The sequence below is a fragment of the Asticcacaulis aquaticus genome, assembly GCF_028550415.1.
Taxonomy (GTDB): Bacteria; Pseudomonadota; Alphaproteobacteria; order Caulobacterales; family Caulobacteraceae; genus Asticcacaulis; species Asticcacaulis aquaticus.
In genome coordinates this window covers 134,119-158,335 of record NZ_JAQQKX010000001.1, presented here as the reverse complement: position 1 = coordinate 158,335, position 24,217 = coordinate 134,119, and the positions used below count along the sequence as shown (strand labels likewise).

21 protein-coding genes and 4 tRNA genes are annotated in these 24,217 nt (G+C 59.6%); 4 read left to right on the top strand and 21 right to left on the bottom strand.

Annotated elements, in window-relative coordinates; genetic code table 11:
• Positions 1–4: 4 nt before the first annotated feature.
• Positions 5–301, bottom strand: a complete 297-nt coding sequence (locus PQU92_RS00750) for an FAD assembly factor SdhE (protein WP_272746307.1) — start codon at positions 299–301, stop codon at positions 5–7.
• A 76-nt stretch (positions 302–377) separates the two neighbouring features.
• Between PQU92_RS00750 and recG the strand changes: the two genes are divergently transcribed.
• Positions 378–2,444 (top strand): ATP-dependent DNA helicase RecG, encoded by a 2,067-nt coding sequence (gene recG / locus PQU92_RS00745; RefSeq protein ID WP_272746306.1) that lies wholly within the window; start codon positions 378–380, stop codon positions 2,442–2,444.
• A 12-nt stretch (positions 2,445–2,456) separates the two neighbouring features.
• Here the strand turns inward: recG and PQU92_RS00740 are convergent, their stop codons facing one another.
• From PQU92_RS00740 to PQU92_RS00730, 3 genes are all read right to left on the bottom strand, one after another.
• Positions 2,457–3,620 (bottom strand): DUF3089 domain-containing protein, encoded by a 1,164-nt coding sequence (locus PQU92_RS00740; RefSeq protein WP_272746305.1) that lies wholly within the window; start codon positions 3,618–3,620, stop codon positions 2,457–2,459.
• A 115-nt stretch (positions 3,621–3,735) separates the two neighbouring features.
• Complete coding sequence (locus PQU92_RS00735) at positions 3,736–4,662, bottom strand: lysophospholipid acyltransferase family protein (RefSeq protein ID WP_272746304.1); 927 nt, start codon at positions 4,660–4,662, stop codon at positions 3,736–3,738.
• A gap of 14 nt (positions 4,663–4,676) precedes the next feature.
• Positions 4,677–5,450 (bottom strand): glycosyltransferase family 2 protein, encoded by a 774-nt coding sequence (locus PQU92_RS00730; protein ID WP_272746303.1) that lies wholly within the window; start codon positions 5,448–5,450, stop codon positions 4,677–4,679.
• A 130-nt stretch (positions 5,451–5,580) separates the two neighbouring features.
• Here PQU92_RS00730 and PQU92_RS00725 point away from each other — a divergent pair, with 130 nt between their 5' ends.
• Both PQU92_RS00725 and PQU92_RS00720 read left to right on the top strand, forming a co-directional pair.
• Entirely contained in the window at positions 5,581–7,035 is a 1,455-nt protein-coding gene (locus tag PQU92_RS00725) for a cryptochrome/photolyase family protein (RefSeq protein ID WP_272746302.1), read from the top strand.
• 4 nt (positions 7,036–7,039) lie between these two features.
• Positions 7,040–7,870: a sulfurtransferase gene (locus tag PQU92_RS00720; protein WP_272746301.1), complete on the top strand. Its 831-nt coding sequence runs from the start codon at positions 7,040–7,042 to the stop codon at positions 7,868–7,870.
• Here the strand turns inward: PQU92_RS00720 and PQU92_RS00715 are convergent.
• The 12 genes from PQU92_RS00715 to PQU92_RS00660 form a co-directional block, all read right to left on the bottom strand.
• On the bottom strand, positions 7,867–8,976 hold the full coding sequence (locus PQU92_RS00715; protein ID WP_272746300.1) for an amino acid ABC transporter substrate-binding protein: 1,110 nt from the start codon (positions 8,974–8,976) through the stop codon (positions 7,867–7,869). The two genes, PQU92_RS00720 and PQU92_RS00715, sit on opposite strands and share 4 nt — an antisense overlap.
• 97 nt (positions 8,977–9,073) lie before the next feature.
• Positions 9,074–9,150: transfer RNA gene (locus tag PQU92_RS00710), tRNA-Arg, on the bottom strand.
• Positions 9,151–9,159: 9 nt separating this feature from the next.
• Entirely contained in the window at positions 9,160–9,465 is a 306-nt protein-coding gene (locus PQU92_RS00705) for an ETC complex I subunit (RefSeq protein ID WP_272746299.1), read from the bottom strand.
• Between the two features lie 174 nt (positions 9,466–9,639).
• A tRNA-Pro gene (locus PQU92_RS00700) sits at positions 9,640–9,716 on the bottom strand.
• An 84-nt stretch (positions 9,717–9,800) separates the two neighbouring features.
• The gene (locus PQU92_RS00695; RefSeq protein WP_272746298.1) at positions 9,801–10,262 is read right to left on the bottom strand and encodes a DUF192 domain-containing protein; all 462 of its coding nucleotides are present in this window, start codon (positions 10,260–10,262) and stop codon (positions 9,801–9,803) included.
• A 9-nt stretch (positions 10,263–10,271) separates the two neighbouring features.
• Positions 10,272–11,036 (bottom strand): glutaminyl-peptide cyclotransferase, encoded by a 765-nt coding sequence (locus tag PQU92_RS00690; protein ID WP_272746297.1) that lies wholly within the window; start codon positions 11,034–11,036, stop codon positions 10,272–10,274.
• A 159-nt stretch (positions 11,037–11,195) separates the two neighbouring features.
• Positions 11,196–11,756 (bottom strand): cold-shock protein, encoded by a 561-nt coding sequence (locus PQU92_RS00685; RefSeq protein WP_272746296.1) that lies wholly within the window; start codon positions 11,754–11,756, stop codon positions 11,196–11,198.
• 253 nt (positions 11,757–12,009) lie between these two features.
• Positions 12,010–12,084 (bottom strand) — tRNA-Glu (locus PQU92_RS00680).
• 24 nt (positions 12,085–12,108) lie between these two features.
• Positions 12,109–12,183, bottom strand: a tRNA-Glu gene (locus PQU92_RS00675).
• Between the two features lie 116 nt (positions 12,184–12,299).
• Positions 12,300–14,177 carry a single-stranded-DNA-specific exonuclease RecJ gene (gene recJ / locus PQU92_RS00670; protein ID WP_272746295.1) on the bottom strand — a complete coding sequence of 626 codons (1,878 nt, stop codon included), beginning with the start codon at positions 14,175–14,177 and terminating at the stop codon, positions 12,300–12,302.
• A gap of 77 nt (positions 14,178–14,254) precedes the next feature.
• Positions 14,255–15,223, bottom strand: coding sequence for a class II fructose-bisphosphatase (gene glpX, locus PQU92_RS00665; RefSeq protein ID WP_272746294.1), 969 nt, complete (start codon positions 15,221–15,223; stop codon positions 14,255–14,257).
• Positions 15,224–15,272: 49 nt separating this feature from the next.
• Positions 15,273–15,671 carry a hypothetical protein gene (locus tag PQU92_RS00660; RefSeq protein ID WP_272746293.1) on the bottom strand — a complete coding sequence of 133 codons (399 nt, stop codon included), beginning with the start codon at positions 15,669–15,671 and terminating at the stop codon, positions 15,273–15,275.
• A 194-nt stretch (positions 15,672–15,865) separates the two neighbouring features.
• Between PQU92_RS00660 and phaC the strand changes: the two genes are divergently transcribed.
• Complete coding sequence (phaC, locus tag PQU92_RS00655; protein ID WP_272746292.1) at positions 15,866–17,845, top strand: class I poly(R)-hydroxyalkanoic acid synthase; 1,980 nt, start codon at positions 15,866–15,868, stop codon at positions 17,843–17,845.
• A gap of 194 nt (positions 17,846–18,039) precedes the next feature.
• On the opposite strand, the gene PQU92_RS00650 is transcribed toward phaC, so the two are convergent.
• Genes PQU92_RS00650 through PQU92_RS00630 form a run of 5 tightly spaced genes read right to left on the bottom strand, consistent with a single transcriptional unit; the run spans position 18,040 to position 24,216 of the window.
• Complete coding sequence (locus PQU92_RS00650; RefSeq protein ID WP_272746291.1) at positions 18,040–19,707, bottom strand: ribonuclease J; 1,668 nt, start codon at positions 19,705–19,707, stop codon at positions 18,040–18,042.
• A complete protein-coding gene (locus PQU92_RS00645; protein ID WP_272746290.1) occupies positions 19,700–20,482 on the bottom strand; it encodes a type III pantothenate kinase in 783 nt (260 codons plus the stop codon). Before PQU92_RS00645 ends, PQU92_RS00650 begins: the two co-directional genes overlap by 8 nt.
• Complete coding sequence (locus tag PQU92_RS00640) at positions 20,473–21,207, bottom strand: biotin--[acetyl-CoA-carboxylase] ligase (protein ID WP_272746289.1); 735 nt, start codon at positions 21,205–21,207, stop codon at positions 20,473–20,475. Before PQU92_RS00640 ends, PQU92_RS00645 begins: the two co-directional genes overlap by 10 nt.
• Positions 21,208–21,266: 59 nt before the next feature.
• On the bottom strand, positions 21,267–22,700 hold the full coding sequence (gene nuoN, locus PQU92_RS00635) for an NADH-quinone oxidoreductase subunit NuoN (protein ID WP_272746288.1): 1,434 nt from the start codon (positions 22,698–22,700) through the stop codon (positions 21,267–21,269).
• A gap of 13 nt (positions 22,701–22,713) precedes the next feature.
• On the bottom strand, positions 22,714–24,216 hold the full coding sequence (locus PQU92_RS00630; RefSeq protein WP_272746287.1) for an NADH-quinone oxidoreductase subunit M: 1,503 nt from the start codon (positions 24,214–24,216) through the stop codon (positions 22,714–22,716).
• Between the last annotated feature and the right edge of the window lies 1 nt (position 24,217).

Here is a 24,217-nt window from a genome sequence, read left to right as displayed (position 1 = left end):
AATCCTAAATTTTAGTATAAGCTTTTTTGTAATAGACATTGAGCATATTCATAATTTCAGATTTATGCTCTTCCGGGGTGGGGTCGCGCTCAATGATCCAGCCGTACAGATCGTGGTCGGGCACTTCCAGCAGAACCTCGAAAATATCGAGTTGTGCGGGCGTCAGGGTCGGCAAATAATCGTCCGCGAAATTCCCCAGAATGATGTCCGCCTCTTTGAAGCCCCGACGCCAGGCACGGAAACTCAGCTTTCGCAGACGGGCCAGACGGTCGGCTTCGGTCTGTTGTGCAATCTCGTCCATATTTTCCCGTCCTTAGGTGACGCTGCGGACGCAATCGCACTTCTCATTCAGGTTTTTTAATGCTTGAAAGAGCGCCATGCGTCCGGAAATTTTGTTCCCCTATTACACGTCTTTGACCAGCCTGAAAGGGGTGGGTCCCAAAATTGCGCCACATCTTATCAAACATGTGGGGCCTTATGTGCGGGACCTTATATTTACCCTGCCCTCACAACTGATATTCCGCCCCGTCACCTGCATCAAGGATGCCCGGCCCGGTCAGGTTCAGACGATTCTGGTGACAATCGGCAGCTATCAGAGGGCGGTCGGCAAGGGGCCTCAGCGCATTGTCGTTTATGATGATACCGGGCAGATGCAACTGACCTACTTCCACGCCATACGCGGGTTCGAGCTTCAACACCCCGTCGGCGAACAGCGCTGGATCAGCGGGCGGCTGGAAAGCTTCGGCGCCAATCTGCAGATGAATCATCCGGACTATGTGGTGCCCCTCGACAAACAGGACACCATCCCGTTGTTCGAAACGGTCTATCCGGCAACCGCCGCCGTATCCCCGCGCCTGATGCGGCGTTTCGTCGAAGCCGGTCTGGCCCTGACGCCTGGCCTGCCCGAATGGCTGGACCCGGCGACCTTGCAGCAGCTTAACGTTTCCGGATTTAGTGAATCTTTGCGCGCGGCCCATCATCCGACCGCCGAAGCCGATCTTTCGCCTCAGTCGCCCGCGCGACGACGGCTGGCCTATGACGAGGCCCTGGCTCATCAACTGGCGATGAAGGCCCGAAAGCAGCATCGTCAGGCATCACCGGCCATGGTGATCCATAAGCGCGGCTGGGCGCAACGCGCCATGGACGGCCTGCCCTTCGCCCTGACCGGCGCGCAGGTGCGGGCGCTGGCGGATATTCGCCGCGATCTGGACTCGGGCCTGCGCATGAATCGGCTGATTCAGGGCGATGTGGGTTCGGGCAAGACGCTGATCGCGCTGATGGCCATGATCGATGTCGCCGAAGCCGGGCACCAGAGCGTCATGATGGCCCCGACGGAAATCCTGGCGCGTCAGCATTATGAAAAAGCCCTGCCCGTTCTGGAGCCTTTGGGTCTGTCGACGGTCCTGATGACCGGCCGCGACAAGGGGGCGGCGCGCGAAGCCAAACGCCGGGCGGTCGCTACGGGGGAAGCGGCGCTCATATTCGGGACCCACGCCGTCTTTCAGGAAGGCGTCGATTTCAGCAGCCTGCACTTCTGCGTCATCGACGAACAGCACCGCTTTGGCGTGGGCCAAAGGCAGAGACTGTTCCAGAAAGGCGAGAGCGTCCACTATCTGTCGATGTCCGCGACCCCTATTCCGCGTACCCTTGCCCTCACCCAGTATGGCGAAGCCGACCTCAGCATCCTCGACGAAAAGCCCGCCGGGCGGCAGCCGATCCATACCGCCGTCATCCCCCGGGCGCGCTTGTCCGATGTGTTTCAGCGGCTTAAAACCGCCATCGCCGGAGGTTCGCAGGCCTATTGGATATGCCCGCTGGTCGAAGAAAACGAAGAATCCGACCTGATCGCCGTCGAAGCCCGCCACGCGTCGCTTCAGGAAGCCCTGGGACGCGAAGTCGGGCTGGTGCACGGCCGTATGCCGTCGCTTGAAAAGGAAGATGTGGTGGCGCGCTTCGCCTCCGGCGCCTTGCCCCTGCTCTGCGCCACCACGGTGGTTGAGGTCGGCATCGACGTTCCCAACGCCTCGATCATCATCATCGAACAGGCCGAACGCTTCGGTCTGGCGCAGCTCCATCAGTTGCGCGGACGCGTCGGTCGCGGTGCCGCCCAAAGCGCGTGCATTCTTCTGTATGATCTGCCGCTTGGTAATACCGCCAAGGCCCGTCTGGAACTACTGCGCACTACCGAGGATGGCTTTGCCATCGCCGAGATGGACTGGAAACTGAGGGGCGAAGGCGATGTGCTGGGGGCGCGTCAATCCGGCTTTCCCGCCTATCGCTTTGTCGATCCCGACGCCCATGGCGACCTAATCGTCATGGCGGCCCGAGAGGCCCAGTACATCCTTCAGCACGAAGGTCAGTTTTCCGTGGAACGTCGCAAAGCCCTGGACGTCCTGCGCCAGCTCTTCGACTGGCGACCGGATGCCTCAGATAAGACCGATTAGGTTAATAAAAACTTAACGTGATTTCTGGAATTGATAGCTGAACCAGCGCTCCGCCGCGTCTGCCTGAAGATCGCCATAGAACAGATTGTAAGCGCGTACCTTTCGCCGTTCCGCCCATGATCCGGAATAGGCGAAGGAATCGCCGGAAGGTTTTGAAACATATAGGATTTCACCTCGGCACCTTGCGCTGGTGCGACGTGAAATCAGTCCCGGAATGGCGCCCCATTCTAGACCGGTGGCGTTGGCAGCACCCAGACTGTGGCGAGCGTCCACCAGCTTATCCGTCACCCCGCCCGTCAGCGGATTGACGCACAGGGCTTTCACGTCGCCCATGGGCTCAAGAATATCGCCCGCCCCCCATATCATGGCCCGGCGCTGTGCCTGTAGCGCCCGGTCCGGCCGGCCGGAATCGATACTCAGATAGGCGACGACACAACCGGCCTGCGCCCGCACCGTACAGGCGGGGAAGGTCTTGCCCGGCGCATAGTCGGTCATCGGCACCAGGGTTTCTATGAAATAGGCCGCCACTAGACGCGACGCCAGAGCCTCGTCGCCGGCGATACGCTCCTGCACCAGACGTTGAGCCAGAAAGCCGCCCTGCTCGATCCCGACAATAATAAAGCCGCCCTCGTTGCGGCGCTGTTTCAAAAACGCGTCAAAGGCCTGTAGCACGTCTTCATAGGCGAACTGACGCGCTTCGCGGGCGTCCTCGCGCTGGGTCAGCTGGCTGTACAGACTGGCCTGACGGTATTTCGGCGCATAGACATATCCGATCGTGCCGAACGGCGCGGCATAGTTCGGCAACTGGTTACGGACAACCTCAGCCGACGCCGCGGCGTCATCTATGGGCCCCAGCCAGTGCTTGCCGCCGTTGAAACTGGTCGCGTGGACAAAAAAGACATCCAGCTTTTGATGATTGCGGTTGCGCCGGACCTCGTAACCTTCCAGCGCCGGGTTGAGAAACCAGCTGGTTTTGGTGCGGTAATCCGGCGCGGGCGGACGCTGATAGATCTGGAAAGGCACTTTCGGGTCGAGATTGTGCCGCAGAATATCGTCGCCCCACAACCAGACGCCGACGCTGCCCAGTATCAGCAGGCAGGCACCGGCCCCGATCGCGACCAGCCGGTTTTTTTTCAGCCACTTGCGTTTGAATTCAGGAAGAAGCGAAGAAAACATAGAAGGGCCGCATCACCTTTCTGTTTCGCTATGCGCGAATATTCTGTGATCGCGATCATGCCGCTTTGATGGGGTCACTGCAACCTTTGACACCTTCACATATTGTGAGCTCGCATTAGGGCGCTTTGGGCGTTCCGGGCTTGTAGGCGGCGTTTGGCCAGCGTTTGTGGACCCAGAACCATTCTTCCGGTCGTTCCCGCACCACCTGCTCGATAAAGGCCGACACCTTGGCGACGGTTGTTTCGATGTCCTGCGCCTTATGGCCGGTATTATCGACCTCGATCGGATCGTGGACGATCACGCGGAATCTGGCCTTTTCCAGACGTTCGACGGTCATGGGCTGCAAAACCGTACCGAAGCGCATGGCCAGCCGCGTCGGTCCGGGTGCCGTATCGACATTGCGCCCGAAAAACGGCGTCTCCACACCCCGGTTGAATTTCTGGTCGTTCATCAGCGCCACGGAGTCGCCCTTGCCCATGGCGATCAGCAATTCCTTGGCACCGTCGCCGCCCTTGGGGGCGAACAATCGCACGCCGTACCGCATACGGCCCGCCTTGATACGTTCATCCACATAGGGATTGTTGGCGGCGCGATAGGTCATCTGACACTGGACGCCGCTATCGACGATGGTCGAAGGCATGATCTCCCAGTTGGCGAAGTGACCTGAGATAAAGACGACCGGCGTATCGCTGGCCGCAATCGCCTTCAGCCGCTCCATGTTTTCGACAACCACCCGGCCATTGCCGATACGAATACGGTCCATGATCGCAAATTCGGCGAAGGTACGCCCCAGATTATCCCACTGCGCCCGGATGACGCGCGCCTTCCAGGCCTCATCCTTGTCGGGAAACGCCAGGTCGATGTTCTGGCGAACCAGTTTCTGGGTCGGCGAAACCGGGCCGATCACCCGCAAAAGCCAGCCGCCCACGTCCGACGCTGTATCGACCGGCAAGGCCCGGACAAGGCCGACAAATGCGTCATAGACCAGCGCTTCGAAACGCCAGGCCAGGTCTTGCCAAAAGGAGGTTTTTGCCACGGTCATCTTAAACTAATTTCTCAGGCTTTATTCTTAAGCTCTTTTTGAGCCTTGAGAATTTTTAACAAACGCTTCACGCGCGCCTCGGCCGCCAGATGGCTGGAGATCACGCCGTCCCAACCACCCGTAAAGTGACAGCGGAACACGAAATAGCGCACGAAAACGAACGGATATTCGAACGGCAATCGCAGGAGGATCGCCCAGGCCGGCTTTTTAAGCGCCTTGGCCTGCAGATTGGTATAGGAATCGAGTTTCTGCCGGATATGGGCATATGACCGCGCGGAAAAATGCGTCGCCGATCCCTTCAACTGTCCTACCGGTTCGTCACGGGTGTCCACGGTATCGTGGACCAGAGAGTCGCGAAACCGCACCCGACGACGGTCGTACAGACGGACATAGTTGTGGAAATCGGCCCAAAGGCGCGGCTTCGATTTGCCCGGATAGACGTTGCGCAGTTTAAAACGATAGGCCGGCAGTTCCGGTCCCGCCGCCATCAGGGCCTTGATTTCCGCAAAAAGCGCCGACGTCACCACTTCGTCGGCATCGAGATTCAGTATCCAGTCATGCCTGGCGCAGTCTTCGGAGAAGCGCTTTTGCGGTCCGTAACCGACCCAGTCGTTATGGAATATTCTGGCGCCCATATCGCGGGCTATCTCGGTCGTGCCGTCGGTCGATCCCGAATCGACCACCACGACTTCGTCCACCAGCCCCTCGATCGCCCGCAGGCAGGCCGCGATACGATCCGCCTCGTTCTTGGTGATAATGCAGGCGCTGAGCTTAACGGGCGGCGACATAAGACTACTCGAATGATAGAGGCCTCAGGCTTAGTCTCGCCGCTTGGCCGCCGTCAATAGCTGAATTGGATGATCCGCAGGGCGTCCGGTAAGCGTATGAACGGTAAACTCTATACGATAAGGCTACACCATGACCGACGCTGTCCTATTATGGTTTCGCTCCGACCTGCGCCTCGACGATCACGCCGCCGTAGCCGAGGCCGTGAAAAGCGGGTTGCCGGTCATTCCGCTCTATATTTTCGACGACTCCTTTCCTGCCCGGCCGCTGGGTGCCGCGTCGAAATGGTGGCTGAACCGGTCATTGGCGGCGCTCGATACGGCCCTGCAGAGGCACGGCTCGCGGTTGATTTTGAAAGCGGGCGATACCGAGAAAATTCTTAAAGAAATAATTAAAGAAAATAATATTAAAACAATATTTTGCTCGCATACTTTTGAACCAAAAGGTGAGGCATTCGATGCCCGGTTCGCGGCCGATTCCGGCATTGATGTCCGCCGCTTCAACACGCATCTTCTGGCCGATCCGTCCGCAGTCCGTACTGGTGCCGATGGCCCCTACAAGGTTTTCACGCCCTTCTATCGCGCCCTCCTTAGCAAGGGTTACGCCGACGGCCACACCCGACGTCTGTCGAAAAGCCCGTGGGTTGCCCCTGAAACCTGGTCGGAATCGCTGCCCCTCGATGCATTGGACCTTCACCCCAAACTCACGCCTTCGGGACAAGACTGGAGCCGGGGGTTCGATATCTGGACACCGGGGGAAGCCGGGGCGCACAGCCGTTTGCAGCACTTCATCGCACATGGACTCAAAAATTACGCCGACGGGCGCGACCGTCCCGACCTCGACCTGACGTCGCATCTGTCGCCACATCTGAGGTTTGGCGAAATCAGCCCGCATCGTCTTCTGCACGATGTGGAACGTGCCGTAGAGCACGACGCGTCCCTGCGTGACGGTTATGAGAAGTTCCGGTCCGAACTGGCCTGGCGCGATTTCTGTTTCGGCATATTATGCCAACAGCCCGATCTCCATCATCGCAATTTCAAGCCTCAGTTCGACGACATGCCGTGGGAAGACGATACGCGTGCCTTTCGCGCCTGGTGCCGGGGTGAAACGGGTTACAGTCTGGTCGATGCAGGTATGCGCGAACTGTGGCAGACGGGCATTATGCACAACCGCGTGCGCATGGTTTGCGCTTCGTTTCTGGTCAAGCACCTGATGATCGACTGGCGCAAAGGCGAGCAATGGTTCTGGGACACCCTGCTCGACGCCGATCCGGCCAACAATCCTGCCAACTGGCAGTGGGTAGCCGGCTCCGGTGCCGATGCCGCGCCCTATTTTCGCATCTTCAATCCCCTTACGCAGGCGGAGAAATTCGACCCGAAAGGTCACTACCGGCATAGATACATTACCGGTTTTCCAGAAATGAAAACCTCCCGCAGCCGCAGCGCTCACCAAAAATTTGAACAGGATCTGTTTGATTTTCTGGGTCATAAGCCGGATGCTGAGGCAGGTACGGGTATGATTGTCGATCACGGCAAGGCCCGGCAGCGGGCTTTGGACGCCTATGCCCGACTTAAAAACGAGGACTGATATTATGAGTGCCCAGATCGATGTCGCCACTTTGAAGGCCTTGCTTGACGACCATACGGTCAAAATCATCGATGGCAGCTGGGCGCTTGACGGTACAGATATGCAGGCGCTGTACATTCAGGATCACATCCCGACGGCACAATTTTTCGATATCGACGCCATCAGCGATACGTCCAGCGACCTGCCGCACATGGCGCCGACGGCCGACGTGTTTGCCCGTGCGGTGGGCAGCATGGGCATATCCGAGCGCGACCACGTGGTCATCTACGATCGTCAGGGCCTGTTTTCCGCCGCACGCGTGTGGTGGACCTTCCGACTGATGGGGCATGAAAAGGTTCAGATATTGCGCGGCGGCCTCCCGGCCTGGATAGCCGCTAGCTACCCGGTTCAGTCCGGCACCGAGTGGGTGAAAAGCATCGGATATACGCCACACAAGAATGAAAAACTTTCTATAGATATCAATGAACTTAAATCATATTCTGACATGACACATAAGCTTGTGCTCGATGCCCGACCTGCCGCCCGGTTTGACGGAACTATGGCCGAACCCAGGGCAGGACTGCGTTCCGGCTACATGCCGGGCAGTCGCAACCTGCCTGCCGCAGACTTGATCGAGGGCGGTGCCCTGAAGCCCGTACCGGTGTTGAAAAATGTCTTCTCCGCCCTGCACGTCACGCCGGACACCGAGGTCGTGACCACCTGCGGATCGGGGGTCACCGCAGCCATCATCGCTTTGGCCCTGTTCGAGGCGGGACACGAATCGACCCGGCTGTTCGATGGGTCCTGGGCACAATGGGGCCGCGAAGACCAGGATACGGTCGTCGTTAAAATCTAACGCACGGGCGGGGCATAGATCAGGCCGCGTTCCGGCGCATTCCACTGGGCATTCAGACCGCGCGACAAGCGCAGAGGCGAGCCCTCACCGATATTGCGCTCGAAGATTTCGCCGTAATTGCCCACCTGACGGAGAATATTGTATCCCCATTCCGGCCCAAGTCCCAAACCGCCGCCCAGATTGCCCTCGGCACCCAGCAGCCGCCGGATTTCGGGATGGGTGGATTCGGCATGAATATCTTCGACCTTCTGGCTGGTAATCCCCAGTTCCTCCCCCATGATGGTGGCATAAAGCGTCCAGCGTACGATATCCGCCCAGGCATCGTCACCCTGCCGCACGACCGGCCCCAGGGGTTCCTTGGAAATGATTTCCGGCAGAATCATATGGCCTTGCGGATCATCCAGGGTCGACCGTGCCGCCGCGAGGGCCGAAACATCCGCCGTCAGGGCATCGCACGCTCCCTTGGCATAGTTGTCGCGCCCCTCGTCTTCGCTGCGCACCACAACCGGCACGAATTTCAGGCCCTTGGTGCGAAAATAGTCCGTCAGATTCAGTTCGCTGGTCGAGCCGGTCTGGACGCAGATGCGGGCGCCCTGAAGTTCCGTGGCACTGTTGAGACGCAGGGATTTGCGCACCAGAAAGCCCTGCCCGTCATAATAGTTGACGCCAGCGAAATCGACACCGTCACCGGCGTCACGCGACAGGGTCCAGGAGGTCGAACGCCAAAGGACATCGACCTTACCGGTTTGCAGCGCCTTAAACCGTTCCGACGTCGATAAGGGGATGAAATTCACCCGGTCGGCGTCCGAGAATATGGCCGCCGCCATGGCGCGGCAAAAATCGACGTCGAAGCCACGCCAGCGACCGCTATTGTCCTGAAAGGAAAAGCCGACCAGTCCCGGATGCACCCCGCAATTGAGGCGACCGCGTGTCAATACGGCTTTCAGGGTGGCACTGCTGGTCGAGGGCGCCGTGAGTTCCGGTGCCGCGCTGACGACTGCCGGCGCATCCCGGGCGGTTTCGCGCGGCCCGCACCCCATCAGCGACAGCGCAAGGCCCAGGCACGCTGCACCACGTAAGGATTGGAAGGCGGACGCCACCGACATGACCGGTCCTTGTACGGTTTAGGTCTTCGCCCCATTCAATACCAAAGCCCGGACGCGGTCAAAGCCTAAGCCGGATCATTATGAAAGATTTGGGAAGTGGCGACCCCGGCAGGATTCGAACCTGCGACCGTCCGCTTAGAAGGCGGATGCTCTATCCAACTGAGCTACGGAGTCGTGCTTGAACTAGTGCGTCCAGCTCTGGCGGCGGTTGGTCGCAAAATTGTCGGCATAGGCCTTGATGATCTTGGGCGGGACTTCCGGCTCGATCAGGCGGAACGGAATGCCGTGGGTCTCGGCATAGGCCATGGCCTGTTCCTTCGAATCGAAGGTCAGGCGGACCTGCGCATTGGTGTCGGCAGACGAGGTCCACCCCATTAGTGGATCGGGCTTGCGCGCCGACGCCGTTTCAAACTCCAGTACCCAGTCCTGGGTCTTGGCCTTGCCCGATTGCATGGCGGTTTTGGCAGGTTTGAAAATGCGCGCGAACATATCGATCTCCGGACTCACGGCCCTCAGGCTGTCGGAGTCTGTTACTACAAAGATGACGTTTGGCAAAGGAAAATGGCCGAATTTAACCCACGAAAGCCTGCGCAGGCGCGACGAAGCAAAGCGAAACCATTCAATAAAAAAGACCATCCTTTTGGGATGGTCTTTTTTATTGAATGGTCGGGGCGAGAGGATTCGAACCTCCGACCTGCTGCACCCAAAACAGCTGCGCTACCAGGCTGCGCTACACCCCGAACATGTCATGTCTCGCCGAAGCGAGGCGCGCTTCATGCCACTTCGGGGCGGCTTCCGCAAGCCGTTTATCCATCGAACCACAGTTATTGCGTGGTTTCAAAGACCGGGTGCTCGATGCGGTCACCGGGCTTGATGCCCAGCTTGTCGCTCAGGCCGCCCTGTATTTCCAGTACGACGTTGGCCGCACCATAGGACGGCAGCGGCGTGTCATTCATCCGCACGGCGTTTTTCTGGATCGAAAGCACCTCACCCTGCGGCGTAATATAGATAATGTCCAAAGGAATAAGCGTATTGTGCATCCAGAAGGTGCGCTCCGCCGCCGACGGGAAGAGGAACAACATGCCGTGGTCGGCCTTTAGTTCCGCCCGGTTCATCAGGCCTTTTTCGCGTTCCACGTCATCGTCGGCTATCTCGACCCGGAACCGGTGGGTCGCACCGGCGCTGATGACCGATACCTCTTCCAGCTTGCCGCTGGCGGGCGCGGGCGCGCAGGCCGATATCAGCAGACCCACAGCCAGAACACCCGCCCTCAGGACATGGCGCATTCATCGCTCCTAATTTGCAGGTTTCTCAACCAGTTCTATCTCGAACAAGGCCGGCCAGTATTTACCGGTGACGAACAACCGCCGCGTCTGCGCATCATAGGCGATCCCGTTCAGGACGTCGACATTTCCCGCCTTACCCGGTGCGTGATCCAGCAACCCCGAAAGATCGACCACCCCGGTCACGGTACCGGTGCGCGGATCGATCCTGACGATATAGTCCGTTTGCCAGATATTGGCGTAAACCGCACCGTCGATCCATTCCAATTCGTTAAGGTAGTCGAGCGGCTTGCCCCGGATGGTAACGGGCACGTCGCGAACCGGCCTGAAGCTTTCCGGATCGAGGAAACGCAGACGATCGGTGCCGTCGCTCATGATCAGGTTCTGTCCGTCGTGGGTCAGGCCCCAGCCCTCACCGCTATAGGTCAGATGGCCTTCGAGGGCGAAACTCGCCTTGCCAATGACGAAGGCCTTCCCGTGTTTCCAGGTCAGGCCGATGATACGGTCCTTCCACGGCGCAATGCCTTCCCCGAAATATTCCGGTGCCAGATCGAACTGACGCTGCACCTTGCCGGTGTCCAGATCGACCCGTCGGATCACGGACGCCCCTTCCATGCCCGTGCTCTCATAGAGGTGACCGTCGAGAAAAAACAGCCCTTCGGTGAAGGCCTTCGGATCGTGCGGATAGGCTTTCACCACCCGGTAGCCAAAGCGCGTGACATTGGCGGCCTCGACCGGGGCGGCCACCACCTGGGCATGGGCCACAGGCGATGCCATCGGCGCCACGCCAAGGGCAAATAGCAAAAAGAGCGTTTTAAAATCAGGCACGCTGTATTCACCCTCGGACGGTCAAAGCAAAACGGAGACGCCAGCGCATCTCCGTTTAAAGGTTTTGCCGATATCGATGGCCGTTTCAAGGCCTGACCGTTCAGAATGTCAAACCAGCGCCTTCGGCTGGACTTCGGTGACCACCAGCCCCTTGGGCCCTTCGCCGAAACGCACCATCAGGGTGTCGCCCTGCTGTACGTCCTCAAGGCCAAAACGACGCAGGGTTTCGATGTGGATAAAGATATCCGTAGGGTCATTGCCGCGCACCACGAAGCCATAGCCCTTGGTGCGGTTGAACCACTTGATCGTTGCCGCTTCCAGATCGCCGATCTGGGTGCTGACCTGATGGCTGGACCGTACGGTGGACGGATCGCGCGCTTCGCGCACCGGCGCCGCGCCCGTAGCCTCCAGCGAGGTGATCTCGATGACCTGCCATCCCTTGGCGCGCTTGGCGATTTTGCATTCGATAGCCGCACCTTCGTGTGCCACGTCGCGACCGAGGTCGCGGAGCGCCGAAACGTGCAGGAGAACATCACGCATATTCGTCTGATCCGAATCCTGCGGGACGATGAAACCGTAGCCCTTACCGGCGTCGAACCACTTTACGCGACCCGAAATGGTCTTAAGTTCTTCGGCTTCGCTGCTCTTATTGTAATCGTACACACTCATATTCCTCACCAAGCCCACAAATATACATCTGTGATGCGCGAACTATAACATGGATATATCAAATGGGCAGGTAATTTTGAGGCCCATTTCGCATTTTTTGCGAAATTACGCCGAAAAATCGCTCATAGCGAGTGAAAAATAGCATTTTACCCCCAAAATGCACAACCATGCTGACGCCTATGGCATCAAAAGCACAGTTTATCCTATTGCGGACAGATGAACCACCCTTTTCAATTGTCCGGAGAATTCGCCATGGCAGTCCCTAGGGGAGTCGAACCCCTCTTTTCAGGTTGAAAACCTGACGTCCTAACCGATAGACGAAGGGACCGCATCTTTGGCGATATGTTCTTGATGGCAGTCCCTAGGGGAGTCGAACCCCTCTTTTCAGGTTGAAAACCTGACGTCCTAACCGATAGACGAAGGGACCGCGTCAAGAGGTGCGCTTGATAGCGTCACGGATTGTCCGTTGCAAGCGCTATTTTGCGTTTTTTCAACGCGCTTGTGAATATGTTCCGGTATGGGTCGAAAGTCGGTCAGCGGCGCTCAACCAAAGATATGCGCGATATCCTCGATCTCGAACTGGACGCCGTTGCGGCCCATATAGTCGTCGGGCTTGAGCCGTCCAGCGACGTGAATGGCGCCCGCCGGATTGAGCAGCGCCGCGCCGATCGCCGTATCCTGCGCGCGCCAGGCGATGGCTTTCAGCCGCTTGCCGCTTTCATCGATCAGATCGCAGCGGACATGCCCCCCTTTTAGCGCGCTGGCGTAACCGACGCGCATGTGCGGCAGGGCGAACAGCGGCTCCGGATTGCCCTGACCGAAGGGGGCCATGATTTCGAAGCGATCAAGCAGGGCACGGGTGGCACTGGCGGCGCTCAGGGTCGCGTCGATTTCCAGCCGATCCTTGCGATCGGCTTCGGCGGTGGCCTTGCCGATAAAGTCGTTCAGAAAGGCCTGTAGTTCCGCGACGCGTCCAGCCTCGATGCTCAGCCCCGCCGCCATGGCGTGACCGCCGCCAGACATGAGCAGGCCCGCCTCATAGGCCGCCGATATGGCCTGCCCCAGATTGATTCCGGCCTGAGAACGCCCCGAACCCTTGCCAATACCGCTGACCGGATCGATACCGATGACGATGACCGGCTTGTGCCAGCGTTCGCGCAAGCGGCCCGCCACGATGCCGATGACGCCGGGGTGCCAGTCTTCGCGTGCCACTATGACGACATGATCGTTTTCCGACGGCAATCCTCGTGCAGCCGCCATCGCCAGCGCCTCCTCCTGGACGGCGGCTTCGACGTCGCGACGGGTCTTGTTGAGGTCGTCCAGTTCCTGCGCCAGAGACAGGGCTTCGTCGTCCGACTCGGTCGACAGCAAGCGCACCCCCAGATCGGCGCGGCCGATCCGCCCGCCCGCATTGATCCGCGGCCCCAGCACGAAGCCGGAATGAAAGACGCTCATCAGGGCCGGGGCCTTGCCGACGTCGGTGACCTCAAGTCCGGCGACCTTCATCAGAGCCCGGATGCCTTTATTTTCCAGACGCGACATGACCTTGAGCCCCTGCGTCGCCAGCGCCCGGTTAAACCCGGTCAGGGCCGTCACGTCGCAGATCGCCCCCAGGGCGCTCAGATCGAGCCATTGCGTCAGGTCGGGCTTATGCCGGTCGGCAAACAGGCCGCGCTTTTCGGCCTCACGATTAAGCGCCGCCAGAACGACGAACACGACGCCCGCCGCCGCCAGATTACCTTGCTCCGAGGTACAACCGGGACGATTCGGATTGACCACGGCACGGCATTTCGGCGGATCTTCGCGCATCAGGTGGTGATCGATGACCACCACGTCCAGTCCGATGGCGGCAGCGTAGTCCAGCGCATGGTGCGACGAAGCGCCGCAATCCACCGTGATGACAAGGTCCGCGCCTTCGGCTTTCAGGCGATCAAAAGCCTTTTCCGATGGGCCATAGCCTTCGAGGATACGATCAGGCACATAGACGCTGAGGTCGTGGCCCATATGGCGAAACCAGCGAACCAGTTGCGCGGCGCTGGTGGCGCCATCCACATCGTAATCGGCAAAAACATAGACCTTTTGCCGGGCCTGCAAGGCATCAAGGATCGCAGCCACCGCCAGTCCCATATCCATGAAGGTCTCGGGTTCGGGGAACAGCGCTTTAAGGGTCGGCTTCAGGTAATGATCAAGCGCCTCGGCGGCGATCCCGCGTCCGGCAATCGATCGCGCAATGGGCTCGATAAAAGCGTCTTCGATCAGGCCTTTCAGCGCCAACTGGTCGGAAATCCGGCGCAGCTCCGGCTCACCGACGGCCCGGGCCTGACGGCGATCGACCCACAGCCGTCCCGTCACCGAGGTTTCAACGCCTAAAAACGGGTCGAGGGTATCGGCGAATCGGGTCTGGGCAATGTCATCGGGCATGATCTATCAAAGCGCATTCCGAAAAGTGTGCAACGGTTTTGACTGCGTCGAACTTCGTTTCGGAAACAAATGCGCGACTACAAAGTGAGGGGGCGGCGCATGTAAAGCTTGCGGATCGTCCGGGTTTTGGAAATGATCACCAGACTTTCGGTGGTGACAAAGGTTTCCCCCCGCGCGGTCACTTCCTTTTGCACACCGCGCAGAAGCGCGCCGGACGTTACCCCCGTGGCGATGAAGACGGCGTCGGAACTGACCAAATCGTTCAGCGAATATTTTTTATCGAAGTCCGTGATCCCCAGTCGCACAGCCCGCGTCCGCTCATCTTCATTACGGAAGATGAGGCGGCCCTGAAACTGACCGCCGACGCATTTGAGCGCGGCGCAGGCCAGAACGCCCTCGGGCGCGCCGCCCAGCCCCAGATAGATGTCGATACCGGTTTCGGGCTGCGCCGTATGGATGACGCCGGCTACGTCGCCGTCGGTGATCAGATGCACCCGGCACCCGGCCTTGCGCAGAGACGAGATGATGTTTTCGTGGCGAGGACGGTCCAGAACGCAGGCGACGATTTCGGAGACATCGACGCCCTTGGCCTGAGCCAGCGCCTTGACGTTTTCTTCCGGCGAAGCATCCAGATCGATAACGCCTTCCGGATATCCGGGGCCGATGGCGATCTTGTCCATATAAGTATCCGGCGCATGCAGCATGCCGCCGCGCGGCGCAAAGGCGATCACCGCCAGCGCATTCGCCATCGCCTTGGCCGCCAGGGTGGTACCTTCCAGCGGGTCGAGCGCGATATCGAGCTGCGGCCCCTTCCCTGTCCCGACGGACTCGCCGATATACAGCATAGGGGCCTCGTCGCGTTCGCCTTCGCCGATGACGATGCGTCCGTCAATATCCAGAGCATTGAGGGCGGCGCGCATGGCATCGACCGCGGCCTTGTCGGCGGCCTTTTCGTCACCGGCTCCTACCTCGGCATAGGCGCCAATCGCTGCCTCTTCGGCAACGCGAACGATATCGAGGCTCAGAGCGAAATCCGGACCGGGCATTTGGGCATATTCCTGTTTTTTAGTTATTCTTATTATCGGCGCGTCGCCGTTACTTTTCAACCGGCGGCGGCGTGGCCCGAGCGCGCAGCTTGCTGGCAAAGGCTTCAAGCTCGACAGGATCGACCGGCTTGGCCGGTGCGCCCAGCAACGGATCGATCCTTGCATTGGCGGCCGTGGTTATGCGCGCCGCCGGGTCCAGATCCCAGACGATGGCGTCGACCGTTCTTTGCAGCGCGCCGCCTATGCCCTGAATATCGAGCACCCGCCCCTTGATCTCGGCCGCCGTCGGCACATTCTCAGGTGGCGGCGGGAATTCCGACCAGGTAGGAAAGCCATTCGTAACGGGCGCCGGTGCCGGGGCCGACTGGGCATGGGCCACGACCGGCATTGATCCCAGCAGCACAACCGCCATCAGGCGCCGGAGGTTTAATGCAAAGTGGTTGATCATGACGTGCGCCCTTTTGATCCAGAACCGATCAAAAGCAAAATTTCGCCCGCCTGAACAGCCATAAAGTGCCTCACGTCACAAATATTCGCGGCACCAATAACGCCAGATTGCGGATCATATTGCCAGATTTGATCCCCACAGACGGGAAAAGCGGTTTAGAACAGGTCGTAAGAATCGAAAAACCGGAGGGTGACATGGCCGAAGAGATCAAGCCGAAACGTAAAAAAGCCGCGTCGGACAGCACAGCCCGAACGCGCAAGGCTACCCCTTCGACCCTCAAATCGCCCACGGTGAAAGCCGCCCCGAAAGCCCAAAAGCCGTCCAAGCCCGAGCCGCAACCGGAGCCTAAGGCGGAACAGGCCTCCGAATCGCGACGTGAAACCCCTTTCGATGCCGAGCAGTTCAAGGCGATGGAGGACCTGTCGGTCAATCTGGCCAAGGCGGCGATTACCGCGCAGACGGCCCTGGCCAGCGCGGTCTTCAAACAGCCCGAATTCAACGGCTCCGCCCCCTCCGATCCCTTTCAGGTCGGTCCGGCCATGACCAATGTCATGAATTCGCTGGCGAAAAGCCCGGAAAAGATGGTCGAGGCCCAGACGGACCTCCTGACCGGCTATATGTCGCTGTGGGCCGATATGACTCGCCGCTCGCTGGGCGGCGAAGCGGGTCCGGACACCAGCCCCAAAGACAAGCGATTCGCCGATCCGCGCTGGCAGGAAAACCTCGTCTTCGACATGATGCGCCGGTCGTACCTGCTGTCGTCCAACTGGCTCAATAATCTGGTCTCGTCGGTCGATGGCGTCGATCCGCTCGACAAGCGTCGCGCCGAGTTTTTCACCAAGCTGATCACCGACGCCTTTTCACCGTCCAACTTCCTGATGTCGAACCCCGCCGCGCTCGACACCCTGATCTCGACCAAGGGTGAAAGCCTCGTCAAGGGGATGCAGAAATTCGCCGACGATCTGGCGCGCGGCGACGGCAAGCTGAAGATTTCTCAGGCCGATTACGATCATTTCAAGGTCGGCGAAAACGTCGCCACCACGCCGGGCAAGGTCGTCTGGCGCGGGCCGTTGTTCGAGCTTCTGCAATATAGTCCGACGACCGAGCAGGTGCGCGAAATCCCGCTTCTGATCTTCCCGCCGTGGATCAACAAGTTCTATATCCTCGACCTTCAGGCCAAGAATTCGCTGATCAAGTGGCTGACCGATCAGGGCTTTACCGTCTTCGTTACCTCGTGGGTCAACCCCGATCAGTCGATGGCCAGCCTGACCTTCGAGGACTATATGTTCGGCGGAATCTATCAGGCCGTCGCCAAGGTCCGCGAACAGACAGGCGCCGAGACCGTCAACACGGTCGGCTACTGCATCGGCGGCACACTTCTGGGCGTGACCCTCGCCCACATGGCCGCCAAAGGCGACACCAGCATCGGCTCGGCGACGTTCTTCACCGCTCAGCATGATTTTTCCGAGGCTGGCGATCTGCTGCTGTTCACCAACGAAGCGTGGCTGACCGAGCTTGAGCGGCAGATGGATGCGGCGGGCGGCGTCCTGCCCGGCACGGCGATGGCCGACACCTTCAACTCCTTGCGCGCCAACGATCTGGTGTGGTCGTTCTTCGTCAACAACTACCTGATGGGCAAGGAACTGACGGCCTTCGACCTTCTGTGCTGGAACGCGGACCAAACGCGGATGCCCAAGACCCTGCACATGTATTATTTGCGCAAATTCTATAACGAGAACGCGCTGTCGAAGGGCGAACTGAACGTTGGCGGCGTCGATATCGACCTCAAGAACGTGAAGATCCCGATCTACGAGCAGGCCGGTCGCGAGGACCACATCGCTCCGCCGGGCTCGGTTTTCAAGGGTGCGAAATTGTTCGGCGGGCCGGTGACCTATGTCATGGCGGGTTCCGGTCACATCGCGGGCGTCGTCAACGCTCCCGCCGCGCAGAAATACATGCACTGGATCAATGAATCCAGTAATACCAAGGGCTTACCCAAGACTCTTGAGGCGTGGCAGCAGGATGCGGTCGAGTATAAAGGCTCGTGGTGGCCGCACTGGGCCGAATGGCTGCACGCAAAATCGGGTGATCTCATCCCTGCCCGCGATCCGGCCAAGGGCAAGTTCAAACCGCTGATGGACGCGCCGGGGTCTTACGTTCTGGTGAAGAGTTAAGCTTAAAAGACGCAGGGGCCACCGGCCCCTGCACCCCCTATATATTCGCGCATGAACGGTAATCTTTGCGCGCGACGTCAGTATTTTTATTGGGGGCGAAGCCCCCTTTTTTCATGCCAAACTACGGGGACGATTCCATGTGAAACGCCCGGTTATGGGGTGCAGGGGCCTGCGGCCCCTGCGTCTTTTCCCACTTACAACCGCAGGATAATCGTCTCGACGATCGGACGACGGCCCCAGACATTCTGCGCCGCCTTCTTGAGCACCCGCGCCACGGTCGTTTCCACCGTCAGGTCGTCGTCGCGTTCTTCGCGCGACAGCTTCTGCACGGCCTTCTCGACAATATCGCACAGCTTTTCGAGTTGGTCGGAGATGCTGTCTTCGTCCTCGAAGGCCAGCCCCAAACCGCGGACATCGACATAGGACGCTAACTGGTTCTTGGGGTTCAGAGCAAACGAGACGAACAACATGCCGTTATGGGCGGCGTGACGACGTTCGCGCAAAGCATCCGAGGCCTCCGGAACGATGACACCGCCGTCGACATAGAGACGGCCGGCGGGCACTTCGTCGATGATTTCCGGCTTACCGGGCGCCAGACGCACCATGTCGCCATTGCGCGGGGTCACCTGTTCCGGCACGCCGATTTCAGCGGCCAGAGCGGCATGCTTTTGCAGGTGGCGGCGCTCGCCGTGGGTCGGCACAGCGATCTTCGGCCGCGCCCAGGCGTACATTTCCTTCAGTTCGTCGCGGCACGGGTGGCCGGAAACGTGGATACCGGGATGGTCCTTTTCGGTGTGGATTTCAACACCAAGGTCTGAAAGGCGGTTTTGCAGAGAGCGAATGCCGATCTCGTTGCCAGGAATGACGCGCGAGGAGAAAACGCAACTGTCCCCTGCCCCCAGCTTGACCAGCGGATGGTTGCCGTCGGCGATGCGTGACAACGCCGCGCGCGGTTCGCCCTGCGAGCCAGTGCACAGATAGAGGACGTCCTTGTCCTTCATCTTGGCGGCTTCGCCTTCGCTGACGAACTCCTGAATGCCCGCCATCAGGCCGACGGACTTCGCCGCCGCCGACATGCGGTGCATCGAGCGCCCGACAAGGCAGACCGAGCGGCCATTGGCTTCGGCGGCGCGGATCACGCTGTCCATACGGGCAACGTTCGAGGCGAAACAGGCGACGGCGACGCGGCCTTTCAGACCGGCGATGACCTGAGTCAGGGCGACCTTCACATCGGCCTCTGAACCGGCATGGCCGTCGACGAAGACATTCGTCGAGTCGCAAACCATGGCCAGAACGCCTTCGTCACCCAGTGCCGTGATGGCGCTGATGTCGGTGGCCGCACCCGTGATCGGATCGGGATCGATCTTCCAGTCGCCGGTGTGCAGGACGGTGCCCAGCGGCGTCTTGATCGCCAGACCGTTTGGTTCCGGGATCGAGTGGGTGATGGTGATATAGTCGACCTCGAACGGCCCCAGATTGACCTTGCCGCCCAGCGGCACTTCGGTCAGATGGAAGTCTTCGATGCCCTTTTCGCGCAGCTTTTCACGGATCAGGAAAGCGGTAAACGGTGTCGCATAGAGCGGCGCCTTGATCTTGTCCCACAACCAACCGAGCGCCCCGATATGGTCTTCATGCGCGTGGGTCAGGATGATGCCGAGGATATTTTCACCTTCGAGGAACTTCGGATCGGGCACGATGACCTCGATCCCCGGCGTCGTCAGGTCGCCGAAGGTCACGCCGACATCCACGAGAATCCACTGGCGGTCGTGCTCCGGCCCGAAGCCGTAGCAGTTGAGGTTCATGCCGATTTCGTTAGAGCCGCCCAGCGGCAAAAACACCAGTTCGTTGTTATTCTTAGTCATTCTCTCTTTTTCTTACGGTGCGCTGATATATTTCGAGCAACCCCCTCAGCGTCAGATCGGGGTCGAAAGCATGGATCTTGGTGGTCGCCCCTTCGAACAGCGACGCAACGCCGCCGGTCGCCACGACCGTCATGGGCTGGCCGTATTCGGCCTGAATCTTGTCGATCAGATACTCGATGAGGCCCACATAGCCCCAGAATATCCCGGACTGCATCGCAGACACGGTGTCCTTGCCGATATAGTGCGCCGGCTTCTCGATCGCAATGCGCGGCAGCTTGGCGGCGGCTTGGTGCAGCGCCTGAACCGACAGGTTGATGCCCGGCGCGATGGCCGTCCCTTCCAACGCGCCGTCCGCGCAGACCACATCGAAGGTCGTCGCCGTGCCGGAATCGATAACGATCAGCGGCCCGCCATAGCGAATCCACGCGCCGATCGTGTTGACCAGACGATCGGCTCCGGCTTCGGACGGCTTGTCGATGCGAACCTCGATGCCGAGGTGCGTGTTGTCACCGATGACATAAGGTGTCTTGTGGAAATAGCGCTGGGCCAGCTTGCGCAGATTGAACAGCGACTGCGGCACGACCGACGAAATGATGCAGTCGTCGATCATGCGGAAATCGAGGCCGTTCATCTGCAGCAACTGGTACAGATAGACCGCATATTCGTCCGCCGTACGCGTCGATTCCGTCGCCGTCCGCCACTGCGCCAGCCATTTCTCGCCGTCGTGCACGGCAAACAGCGTATTGGTATTGCCCTGTTCGATGGCTAGGAGCATGGGGTGTCCGTATAGGTGACCGAACCGCTGGAGACGGTATGGATATGGCCGTGGTGGTCTTCGATGCGCAACGCGCCGAAGCCGTCGAGGCCGAGAATCGTGCCTTCAACAGGCGTGTTTTCGTGGTTTATCAGACAGATACGATCACGGCCATAGGCCCGAGCCAACCATTCCTGTGCTGTGGCTTCAAAGCCATCCTTCTGCCAGTTACTGAGACGGGCAGTGAAGATTGGATCGAGGCGTTGCAGAAGGCCGATCGCGTCATGCGGTTCACGAGAAATCGCGTTTAGTGCTGTCGTATTATAAGCCTCAAGGTCGGGCGCATCGGTAACATTGATGCCTATGCCGATCACAATGCCAAGTCCGTCATCGAGCGCTTCGGTCTGCACCAGTATGCCGCACAGCTTGCGGCCGTCGTACAGCACATCGTTCGGCCATTTGATTTTCAGGCTGTTCGGCGAGGCAACCAAGGGCCTCAGCAGATCAGTTACCGCCAGTGCCGTCACGAACGACAGCTGCGTCACATGGCGTAATTCGACGGGCAACACGCCGTACCATGATGCCATGAGGTTACCGGATATACCCGCCCACGACCGGCCCATCCGCCCAACACCGGCGGTTTGCTGACGCGCCTGAATCCAGCCGGGGCCGAAAAGCATTGAGCCAAGACGCGATAACGCCTCAAGCTGGGTCGAGGGCAAGGAGTCGTAAATGTCTATGGTCATAAAAGAAATGCAGGGGCCTCAAGGCCCCTGCACCCCAAAACGCAGGTTAATCAACAGGCTCAGTTCAGGCCGAAGCTTTTGACGGCATTGGCCGCCAGCGGATAAAGCCAGGCCAGAGCCACCATCGCCACCGGGAACGAAAAGGCCGCGGCCGCATAGGCGATCCACTTGGCTTCGAACGGCGATTTGTCGATCTCGCCCTTGTCGCCATCGAACCACATCAGCTTGATGATGCGCAGATAGTAGAAGGCACCGATGACCGACGCCACCAGACCGGCGACCGCAAAGCCCCAGTATCCGGCGTCCAGAGCCGCACCGAAGACGAAGAACTTGCCCCAGAAGCCCGAGAACGGCGGCATACCCAGCACCGACAGACACAGAACGGTAATAACGATGGTCAGTTTCACATTGACCTTCGACAGCCCGGCCAGCTCTTCGATCTTGGTGACGGCGACACCCTTGCGGCTCAAGGCCATCTGGACCGAGAAGAAGCCCAGCGTATCGACCGTGTACAGCACCATGAACAGCAGCAGCGCCTGAACGCCCTGCGCCGTACCCGTCGCCATGGCCAATAGAGCGTAGCCCATATTGGCGATCGACGAATAGGCCAGCAGGCGCTTGATATCTTTCTGCATCAGGCCGCCGAGGCCGCCGACGATGAACGAGAGCGTCGCCAGAGCCAGCATGACCTGTGACCACTGCTCATGCAGACCGGCAAATCCATCATTCAGCGTGCGTGCCAGCAGGACCAGTGCCGCAAACTTGGGCGCACCGGCGAAGAAGGCCACGACCGGGGTCGGCGCGCCTTCGTAGACGTCCGGCGTCCACATGTGGAACGGCGCGGCCGAGACCTTAAAGGCCAGACCGGAGATCAGGAACACCAGACCGAAGATCAGGCCGACCTGAGGATTGGCTTGCGCCGCCGCGGCAATGGCGTCGAAATTCATCGAACCCGTGAAGCCGTAGACCAGCGACGCACCGTAAAGCAGCAGACCCGACGACAGCGCGCCCAGAACGAAGTATTTCAGACCGGCTTCCGAACCCTTGGCGTCGTCGCGGCGGAAAGCTGCGAGGATGTACAGCGACAGGGATTGCAGTTCCAGACCGACATAGAGCGCGATCAGGTCGCCCGCCGACACCATCATGCTCATGCCGAGCGTGGCCAGCACGACGAGGATCGGGAATTCGAAACGGTTATTGTTGAGCCGCTCGAAATAGCCGCGCCCCAGAACGATGATCAGGGCCGAAGCGATATAGATGAACACCTTGGCGTAGAGCGCCACGCCGTCGGCGATGAAGGAGCCGTTGAACACCTTGCCGTGGCCGCCGAAGGCCGCCGCGAAGGCCGCCGCGATCAGGGCCACGCCGCAAAGCGCCGCCACCGTGCCGGCCGACTTATCGCCGCGCAGCGCCCCGTAGACCAGAATGCCGAGCGTCGACACGGCAAGGATCAGTTCGGGAATGGCCAGATGAAGAGCCGATGACAAATCCATAGCGAGGGCGCTCCTATCCGCCGATTACAGCACGGTACGTCGCGACAACGGCGTCCACGCTGGCGGTGGTAAAGTCGAAAACAAAAGCCGGATAGATACCCAGCAGCAGCGTCCCCGCGATCAGGGGCGCGAAGATGATCTTCTCGCGAAGCGTCAGGTCCGGATGGCCTTTCAGGGCCTCGTTGGTCACTTCGCCGTACATGACCTTCTTGAACAGGGTCAGAGCATACATGGCCGAGAGGATGACACCCAGAGCCGCCACCAGAGCCGCCCACGTCGAAGCCTGATACAGACCTGTCATTGTCAGGATTTCCCCGACAAAGCCCGACGTCCCCGGCAGGCCGACATTGGCCATGGTGAACAGCAGGAAGACGAAGGCGAAATGCGGCATCAGCTTGGTCAGACCGCCGTAGAAGGCGATTTCACGCGTATGCCATCGGTCATAGACCACACCGACGCAGAGGAAGAGCGCGCCGGAAATAAAGCCGTGCGAGATCATCTGATAGACTGCGCCCTGCACACCCGCCTGATTGCCGGCGAAGATGCCCATGGTCACGAAGCCCATGTGAGCGACCGACGAATAGGCGATCAGCTTCTTGATGTCGGTCTGGCGGAAGGCGATCAGCGAGGTCACGACGATGGCGATGACCGACAGGGTCAGGACGAACGGCGTGAACATTTCCGACGCCAGCGGGAACATCGGCAGGTTGAAGCGGATGAAACCGTAGCCACCGAGCTTCAGGAGGATACCGGCCAGCATGACCGAACCCGCCGTCGGGGCCTGAACGTGGGCGTCCGGCAGCCAGGTGTGGACCGGCCACATCGGCATCTTCACCGCGAACGAGGCAAAGAAGGCAAACCACAGCCACGACTGGGCCGCTTCGGCAAACTTGAAGGTCGACAGAGTCGGGATGTCAGACGTGCCCGCTACGCCGACCATGTACAGCATGGCCGCCAGCATCAGGACGGACCCCAACAGGGTATAGAGGAAGAACTTGTAGGCCGCGTAGATACGGTCCTTGCCGCCCCAGATACCGATGATGAGGAACATCGGGACCAGACCGCCTTCGAAGAAGACGTAGAACAGGAACAGGTCGAGCGAGGTGAATACGCCGATGACCAGCGTTTCCAACACGAGGAAGGCGATCATATATTCGACAACGCGCGTCTTGACCGACTCCCACGACGCCAGAATACACAAAGGCATTAAAAGCGCCGTCAGGGCGACGAACAGGACCGAAATGCCGTCAACGCCCATATGGTAGCTGAGGAAGCTGAACCACTGGATCTTTTCGACGAACTGATAATCGGTCGAGGCACGGTCGAAGCCGGTCAGCAGCACGACATTAAGCGCCAGCGTGGCCAGAGTCGTCCACAGCGCGATCCACTTGGCGTTACGCTCGATGACCGTCGTGTCGTCCTTGCGGGACGCCCACTTGACGCCGAGGATCGCCAGCGCACCGACCAGAGGCAGGAAGGTGATGATACTCAGAAGATTGGGGATTACCGGTGACATT

Bases quoted from the DNA above. Each gene is read 5' to 3' on its own strand.
- PQU92_RS00750 (WP_272746307.1), bottom strand. From the start codon at position 301: ATGGACGAGATTGCACAACAGACCGAAGCCGACCGTCTGGCCCGTCTG.
- recG (WP_272746306.1), top strand. From the start codon at position 378: ATGCGTCCGGAAATTTTGTTCCCCTATTACACGTCTTTGACCAGCCTG.
- PQU92_RS00740 (WP_272746305.1), bottom strand. From the start codon at position 3,620: ATGTTTTCTTCGCTTCTTCCTGAATTCAAACGCAAGTGGCTGAAAAAA.
- PQU92_RS00735 (WP_272746304.1), bottom strand. From the start codon at position 4,662: ATGACCGTGGCAAAAACCTCCTTTTGGCAAGACCTGGCCTGGCGTTTC.
- PQU92_RS00730 (WP_272746303.1), bottom strand. From the start codon at position 5,450: ATGTCGCCGCCCGTTAAGCTCAGCGCCTGCATTATCACCAAGAACGAG.
- PQU92_RS00725 (WP_272746302.1), top strand. From the start codon at position 5,581: ATGACCGACGCTGTCCTATTATGGTTTCGCTCCGACCTGCGCCTCGAC.
- PQU92_RS00720 (WP_272746301.1), top strand. From the start codon at position 7,040: ATGAGTGCCCAGATCGATGTCGCCACTTTGAAGGCCTTGCTTGACGAC.
- PQU92_RS00715 (WP_272746300.1), bottom strand. From the start codon at position 8,976: ATGTCGGTGGCGTCCGCCTTCCAATCCTTACGTGGTGCAGCGTGCCTG.
- PQU92_RS00705 (WP_272746299.1), bottom strand. From the start codon at position 9,465: ATGTTCGCGCGCATTTTCAAACCTGCCAAAACCGCCATGCAATCGGGC.
- PQU92_RS00695 (WP_272746298.1), bottom strand. From the start codon at position 10,262: ATGCGCCATGTCCTGAGGGCGGGTGTTCTGGCTGTGGGTCTGCTGATA.
- PQU92_RS00690 (WP_272746297.1), bottom strand. From the start codon at position 11,036: ATGGCATCGCCTGTGGCCCATGCCCAGGTGGTGGCCGCCCCGGTCGAG.
- PQU92_RS00685 (WP_272746296.1), bottom strand. From the start codon at position 11,756: ATGAGTGTGTACGATTACAATAAGAGCAGCGAAGCCGAAGAACTTAAG.
- recJ (WP_272746295.1), bottom strand. From the start codon at position 14,177: ATGCCCGATGACATTGCCCAGACCCGATTCGCCGATACCCTCGACCCG.
- glpX (WP_272746294.1), bottom strand. From the start codon at position 15,223: ATGCCCGGTCCGGATTTCGCTCTGAGCCTCGATATCGTTCGCGTTGCC.
- PQU92_RS00660 (WP_272746293.1), bottom strand. From the start codon at position 15,671: ATGATCAACCACTTTGCATTAAACCTCCGGCGCCTGATGGCGGTTGTG.
- phaC (WP_272746292.1), top strand. From the start codon at position 15,866: ATGGCCGAAGAGATCAAGCCGAAACGTAAAAAAGCCGCGTCGGACAGC.
- PQU92_RS00650 (WP_272746291.1), bottom strand. From the start codon at position 19,707: ATGACTAAGAATAACAACGAACTGGTGTTTTTGCCGCTGGGCGGCTCT.
- PQU92_RS00645 (WP_272746290.1), bottom strand. From the start codon at position 20,482: ATGCTCCTAGCCATCGAACAGGGCAATACCAATACGCTGTTTGCCGTG.
- PQU92_RS00640 (WP_272746289.1), bottom strand. From the start codon at position 21,207: ATGACCATAGACATTTACGACTCCTTGCCCTCGACCCAGCTTGAGGCG.
- nuoN (WP_272746288.1), bottom strand. From the start codon at position 22,700: ATGGATTTGTCATCGGCTCTTCATCTGGCCATTCCCGAACTGATCCTT.
- PQU92_RS00630 (WP_272746287.1), bottom strand. From the start codon at position 24,216: ATGTCACCGGTAATCCCCAATCTTCTGAGTATCATCACCTTCCTGCCT.